Source organism: uncultured Campylobacter sp. (genome assembly GCF_938045405.1).
Taxonomy (GTDB): domain Bacteria; phylum Campylobacterota; class Campylobacteria; order Campylobacterales; family Campylobacteraceae; genus Campylobacter_B.
The window spans coordinates 1-6,347 of sequence record NZ_CALIMW010000197.1 but is presented as its reverse complement, the minus strand read 5'-3'; the positions used below and the strand labels follow the sequence as shown (position 1 = coordinate 6,347).

At 49.2% G+C, this 6,347-nt stretch carries 6 protein-coding genes; 1 reads left to right on the top strand and 5 read right to left on the bottom strand.

Annotation, left to right across the window (positions count from 1 at the left end; all coding sequences use genetic code 11):
- From Q0140_RS07545 to pheS, 5 genes are all read right to left on the bottom strand, one after another.
- The coding region (locus Q0140_RS07545) for a S1 RNA-binding domain-containing protein (protein WP_297963429.1) at window positions 1-287 on the bottom strand (287 nt) is incomplete at its 3' end.
- A gap of 112 nt (window positions 288-399) precedes the next feature.
- Window positions 400-1,236 carry a 4-hydroxy-3-methylbut-2-enyl diphosphate reductase gene (locus Q0140_RS07540; protein ID WP_297963427.1) on the bottom strand — a complete coding sequence of 279 codons (837 nt, stop codon included), beginning with the start codon at window positions 1,234-1,236 and terminating at the stop codon, window positions 400-402.
- Window positions 1,226-2,500 (bottom strand): 3-phosphoshikimate 1-carboxyvinyltransferase, encoded by a 1,275-nt coding sequence (aroA, locus tag Q0140_RS07535; protein ID WP_297963425.1) that lies wholly within the window; start codon window positions 2,498-2,500, stop codon window positions 1,226-1,228. The genes Q0140_RS07540 and aroA overlap by 11 nt, the downstream gene beginning before the upstream one ends.
- Window positions 2,497-4,827, bottom strand: coding sequence for a phenylalanine--tRNA ligase subunit beta (gene pheT / locus Q0140_RS07530; protein ID WP_297963423.1), 2,331 nt, complete (start codon window positions 4,825-4,827; stop codon window positions 2,497-2,499). The genes aroA and pheT overlap by 4 nt, the downstream gene beginning before the upstream one ends.
- A complete protein-coding gene (gene pheS / locus Q0140_RS07525) occupies window positions 4,824-5,819 on the bottom strand; it encodes a phenylalanine--tRNA ligase subunit alpha (protein ID WP_297963421.1) in 996 nt (331 codons plus the stop codon). The genes pheT and pheS overlap by 4 nt, the downstream gene beginning before the upstream one ends.
- A 129-nt stretch (window positions 5,820-5,948) precedes the next feature.
- Here pheS and Q0140_RS07520 point away from each other — a divergent pair, with 129 nt between their 5' ends.
- Window positions 5,949-6,305 carry a histidine triad nucleotide-binding protein gene (locus Q0140_RS07520; protein ID WP_297881238.1) on the top strand — a complete coding sequence of 119 codons (357 nt, stop codon included), beginning with the start codon at window positions 5,949-5,951 and terminating at the stop codon, window positions 6,303-6,305.
- The last annotated feature ends 42 nt before the right edge of the window (window positions 6,306-6,347 follow it).

The window sequence follows — 6,347 nt, the reverse complement described above, 5'->3', positions numbered from 1 at the left end:
GCCTTTTTATACGATACGACCGGGCGACCGCCTCTGCTTCCGATAATAGCGACTTTGATGTCATCTCCTACGTTAACCTGCGGGTTTCCTTGCTCGTCGCTAACCTCGGCGGCGTCTAAAATGCCCTCCGACTTCCTGCCTACGTCTATGAAAACCTCGCCGTCCTTAAGGGCGATAACCTTACCTGTGACGACCTCGTCGCGAGACTTCCCGGCGTCATACTCCTCTAACAATGTCGCAAAATCTTCCTCTGCGTGGTTTTGAACCTTCTCGTTCACCTCAGCCATATGCTTCCTTTAAATTTATTTGTGCTTTTTTGAAAAGAACTAAAATGCGCGATTCTAGCCAAAATTTGCTTTCGATTTGATAAATTTCTAAGAGTAAATTTGATAAGAGGGCTTATAAATTCTGCGTTAAATTTTCAATCCGAGCTACCACTTTTTTGATGATCCAATCAGGCGTGCTAGCTCCTGCGGAGATGCCGCAGAGGCTTTTGTTTTCAAACCACGAGCGCTCAAGCTCGCTTTCGTTTTCTATAAGGTAGCTGTCTTTGCAAAAATTTTGCGAAATTAAAAAAAGCTGCTTGGTGTTGGAGGAATTTTTCCCGCCCACGATTATCATCACGTCGGCTTTTTGTGACAGGCTTTTTACCGCCTCTTGATTTTCCAATGTCGCATTGCAAATCGTATTAAAAATTCTCAGCTCCCTCGCGCGCTGCATCAAAAAATCCGCGATTTTAGTAAAATTTTCTATCTTTTTCGTAGTCTGCGAAACGAGCGCGACGCGCGAGCCGAGCTTGACGTCTTGCAGTTCCTTCGTATCCATGATCACGAATACGCGCGATTTTGCGTAGGATTTCACGCCCTTTACCTCGGGATGATTTTTATCGCCGAAGATCACAATGTCGTAACCCTCCGCGCTCATCTTTTCTACGATCTGCTGCGGCTTGGTCACGAAGGGGCAGGTAGCGTCGATGAGCTGCTTGTTTTGCGCTTTTAGGTTTTGCAGATCGTCCTTTTGGATGCCGTGCGTGCGGATGATGAGCTTTTGCTCGTCCTTGATCTCGCTAACGCCCCCCAGGGTTTTGACGCCGAAATTTTGCCTTAGCCTATTGATCTCTTCGGCGTTATGTATGAGTTCGCCGATCGTAGCGGCCTCGCCGGCGCTTTCTGCGATCTTGATCGCGCGCTTGACGCCGAAGCAAAAGCCGTAGCTTTTGGCCATCTCAATCTTCAACGCCGGCTCCGATCTGTCTTAAAATCGCGGCAAAATTTGGAAACGACGTCGCGATACAATCGCTATCTTCGATGATCATCCCCGATCTTAAGCCCAAAATCGCAAAGCTCATCGCGATGCGGTGATCGCCGCACGGCGTGATGATAGCCGCGTTTGCCTCGCCGCCTTCGATCTGCCAGCCGTCCTGTAGCTCGCGCGCCTTAATACCGCAAGCGCGAAGCCCTTCGCAGGTTACCTTTATGCGGTCGCACTCCTTCACGCGCAGCTCGGCGGCATTTTTAAGCACGCTACTTCCCTGCGCGCAAGCAAAGGCGATAGCAAGCGCAGGCGCTTCGTCTATCAGCCACGAGATATTTTCGCTAACCTCCACGGCGTGAAGCGGCGCGTAAACGATCTCTATATCGCCGATCTGCTCGTAAATTTCGCTCGTTTTATTAAATTTAACCTCGGCGCCCATACGTTTTAAAATTTCATACGCCTCTATGCGGGTTTTGTTTAACAGCATATTTTTTAGCACTATGCGCGAGCCCGGGGTTATCGCTGCGGCGACTGCGAAGAAAAACGCCGAGCTTGGATCGTTTGGGATAAAAATTTCAAGCGGTTTAAGCGGCGAGCTAAGCGACGCGACTTCGATCGCAAGTCCGTTTCGCGAAATTTGCGCGCCCATCGCTTTTAGCATCCGCTCGCTGTGATCGCGGCTAAGCTCGGGCTCGCTAAATTTACATCCGCTGCCGCGCAAGGCTGCTAAAATAAGAGCAGTCTTAACCTGCGCGGACGCAATTTTACTCGCGTATTCAAAATACCCAAGCTTTTGCCCCAGCACCGCGATAGGCGCCTTTTCGCCGCCTGCTCGTCCGTAAATTTTAGCGCCTACTTTGCAAAGCGGGTCCGCAACGCGCCTCATCGGGCGCTCGCTTAGATACCGATCGCCGCATAGCACGAAAAAGCCCTCGCGTCCCGCCAAAAAGCCCATAAATAGCCGCATTGCAGTGCCAGAGTTGCCGCAATCAAGCGGGACGTTAGGCTCTTTGATAACCTCCGGCGGAGTGATTAAAATTTCGCTAGCGTCGCGCTGCACGCAAGCACCCAAAAGCTCCATTATTTTTAGCGTATTTAGCGTATCCTCGGCGGCTAGATAGTTTGAAATTTTACTCGTTCCCTCCGCTAGCAGCGAAAAGATCGCCGCACGGTGCGAGATTGATTTATCCGCGGCGATGTTTGAAATCTCCGCCCGCAAAGGGCTCGCTTGCGCAAAAATTCTCATCGCAGTCTAAGCCCCAGTTCGCTGCTAAGCGCGGCTAAAATTTTATCGGTAAAGCCCGCGACTTCCTCGTCGCACAGCGTTTTTTGAAGGTCTTGAAATACAAGTCTGATCGTCAGGCTCTTTGAATCGCCCAGGCTTTCGTCGCCGTAAAGATCGCTCGGGATAAATTCCTTTAGCGCCTCAATTTTAAGGGCATCTATGCACTGCTTGATCTGCTCGAAACGCATTCCGCTCGGCACCAAAATACTTAGATCGCGCGATACGCTAGGAAACTTCGAATAAGCGTCCGCTACGATATTTTTAAATTTAAGCTTGGAAAAATCGATCTCGCACAGATAGCTTTTATCCAGATCGCGCCCTGCTTCTACGGCGTAATCCACGCGCCCGATAAAGCCCACTATCTCGCCGTCCTGCTCGATCTGAGCTTGCTCGAATTCGCTTAAAAATTTCAAATTTTCGCCAGGCAACCTGACATTAAATTTACCGATGACGCTTTGGATTAAATTTGCAAAATACAAAAAATCCACCGCAGCGGGTTTTGCGCCGGCAGCGATAGAGGGCTCCGCCTTTAATCCGCTAGCGATAAAGCCCAGTCTTAGGCTCTGCGCGCCGCTTTCGTCAAAGACCTCTCCTAGCTCAAAAAGCTTGACGCTTCTGCGAGAATTCTTTAAATTTCGCTCAGCAGATTCCAGCAGATGATTAATCAGCGTCGGTCTTAGCGCGTCCAGCTCGCCGTTTATCGGATTTAAAATTTTAACCTTGCACGGCGCAAAACCTAAGCTTTCTAGCGCCTTCCCGTCGTCAAATACATAGTGCACACACTCGAAAAATCCTACCGCAGCCGCCTTGTTGCGAAGCTTGCGTCCGTTTTGTAAATTTACGTAGGTATCGTTTAGGCGGTTTTTTTCGTAGAAGCTTAGCGGCGCGGCGGCGATATTATCGATGCCTACGATACGCACGATCTCCTCGCACACGTCGTGAGAATTTACGATATCGTGGCGGAAAGGCGGTACCTTGGCGGTGATTAGATCGGCTTCGACGCCCACATCAAAGCCCAGCCTTTTTAAAATTTTAACGATTTTATCGCGCGGAATTTGCGCGCCGATCATTGAGTTTATCTCTTTTTCGCTAAAGCCCACGATAAGCGGCTCCAAAGCATTTGAAATCTTTTGTGTGCCCGCATATAGGCTCACGGCTTTATTTTTAAGTAGCAATCTAAATAGCAGATCTAGCCCCAGCCTAAGCTTTGGCTCGCTGCCTCTACTTGAGCGATACACATGCTCATCGCCTTTTAGGCTTTTATTTTCGTTTACTGCTCTAGCGATGATCAGTGGCGCGGTGTAGTTTGCCTCTAATAGCACCACTTTGCTACTGCAACACGCCTTTAGCTCCGCGTCTTGGCAAATCCCTGCTACGCTAAGCAATCTCTTGCCCGCATAAACGCCGAACTCACCGTTTGGCATAGGCTTTATGTCAAGCGCTACCTTGCCATCTGCGGAAGCGATCTTTTCAAAATCATAAGCGCGCAGCAATACTCCGGTAGAGTGAGTAGCGTAGTTGATGAAATTTTGCACCGCGCAGCTTTGCAAAATACCAACGCTTGCAAGACGCAAGGTCTGCTTTAAATTTAACTTCAGCTCGCCTTTGATCTCATAAGCTCGAAAAGCAAATTTAGCGCTTACCTCATCGCTTGCACGCACGCTTAAAATTCTACCGATACCAGGCGCTCCGTCGGCATCTTCAAATTCGTGCTTTTCCTTTAGCGGCAGATCAAGTGTCGCGCTTAGATCGCGCGCTATACCTAAGATGCTAAGGCAGTCGCCGCGATTAGCGGTAAGCTCGATCTCGATAAGATCATCATTAAAAATTTCATACTCGCGCAGCTCCTTGCCCAGCACGAGCTCGCCGATGCTGCTATCAAGCACCATAATGCCCTCATTCGTCTTAGCAAGTCCAAGCTCGGTCGCAGAGCAGATCATACCGAAGCTCTCCACTCCGCGAAGTTTGGCAGGCTTTATCTCAAGACCGCTAGGCAGCACGGTACCGATTAGGCTAACCGCGACATATTGCCCTGCCTCGACGTTTTTTGCGCCGCAGACGATCTGCAAGCTCTGCTTACCGACATCAACCTCGCAAACGTTTAGATGATCGGAATTTTCGTGACGACGCTTGCTTTTTACGAGTCCTACTACGACGCCTTTAGGAAGTGAAATTTTATCGTGAGCGTCAACCTCCAGACCGATGGAATTTAGCGTAGAAAGTAGCCTTTCGCTTGGAATTTCGCTTATGTCGATCCACTCCTGCAACCAATTTCTCGTTATTATCATTTAAACTGCTCCAATAATCTAATATCGCCTTCAAATAGCGAGCGCAGATCGGGTATGCCGTGCAGCAGCATCGCGAAGCGCTCGACGCCGAGCCCGAATGCGTATCCGCTGACGTTTTTCCAGCCTACCGCCTTAAAGACATTAGGATCGACCACACCGCTGCCTAGTACCTCGAGCCATCCCGTCTGCTTACAGACGCGGCATCCATGCCCGTGGCAGAAAATACAGCTGATATCGACCTCAGTGCTCGGCTCCGTGAACGGAAAGAAGCTCGGACGGAAGCGCACCTGTACGCTACCGAACATATAGCGCAAAAATTCCTCCAAAACGTATTTTAAATTCGCAAAGCTCACGCGGTCTCCCTGCTCGACTACGAGGCCTTCTACTTGATGAAACATCGGCGTGTGGGTTAGATCCATATCGCGGCGAAAGACCGCGCCCGGGGCGATCATACGCACCGGTGGAGCTTTAAATTTCTCCATCGTGCGGATCTGAACGCCGCTGGTGTGCGTGCGTAGTAGCCGCCCGTCATTTAGATAAAACGTATCTTGCATATCGCGCGCAGGGTGGTATTTGGGTAAATTTAGCGCCTCGAAATTATGAAAGTCGTCCTCGATGAGCGGGCCGCTTTCGACGCTGAAATTTTGCGCGATGAAGTAGTCAATGATCTTATCCATCGTCTCCATCACGGGGTGCAGCGCGCCGCAGCTTACGTTTTCGTTAAAAAGCGTGACGTCGCTCGCTTCATTTTTCATCGCCTCTTTTTGCTCCGCCTCTTCCAGGCTCGCCTTTTTTGCGGCGATGAGCTCGCTAAAATAATCGCGCTTTTCATTCGCGCTTACGGCAAGCTCTTTTTTCTGCTCGGGCGCTGCGGATTTGAGCTCGGAAAAAAGCGCCGTTATGATGCCTTTTTTGCCAAAAAGCTCCAAGCGCACGGCTTCTAGCTCGCTTAAGCTCGATGCGGCGTCGATTTTTGCTTTAATTTCTTGCAAATTCTATCCTTGTAGTTAAATTTAATGGCGCGATTGTAGTTAAAATTTGATAAAAGCTAGGTAAATTTGCGTGTTTGGATTTTTTGGCTATAATCGCGGCTAAATTTCAACCTCATAAAAGGATCTAAAATGAACGTCTTTGAAAAGATCGTAAACGGCGAAATCCCGTGCAACAAAGTGTTAGAGAACGATGAATTTTTGGCCTTTCACGACATCAACCCAAAAGCGCCGATCCATATCCTGGCGATCCCTAAGAAATGCTACGAAAACTTCCAAGTAACGCCTCCTGAAGTGATGAGCAAAATGAGCGCTTTTATCCAAGAAGTAACTCGCAAAATGGGGCTTGATAAGAGCGGATACCGCCTCGTTTGCAACTGCGGCGAAAACGGCGGACAGGAAGTGATGCACCTGCACTTTCATATCCTGGGCGGAATGAAGCTGCCGTGGGATCACGTAAGCGACCGAAATACCGAAGAGAATTTTTAAGACTAGAGCTTAATTCTATAAAAACTAAAATTCCGTGAAATT

Coding starts and splice junctions, on each gene's coding strand:
- aroA (WP_297963425.1), bottom strand. CDS start 2,500: ATGAGAATTTTTGCGCAAGCGAGCCCTTTGCGGGCGGAGATTTCAAAC.
- pheT (WP_297963423.1), bottom strand. CDS start 4,827: ATGATAATAACGAGAAATTGGTTGCAGGAGTGGATCGACATAAGCGAA.
- Q0140_RS07520 (WP_297881238.1), top strand. CDS start 5,949: ATGAACGTCTTTGAAAAGATCGTAAACGGCGAAATCCCGTGCAACAAA.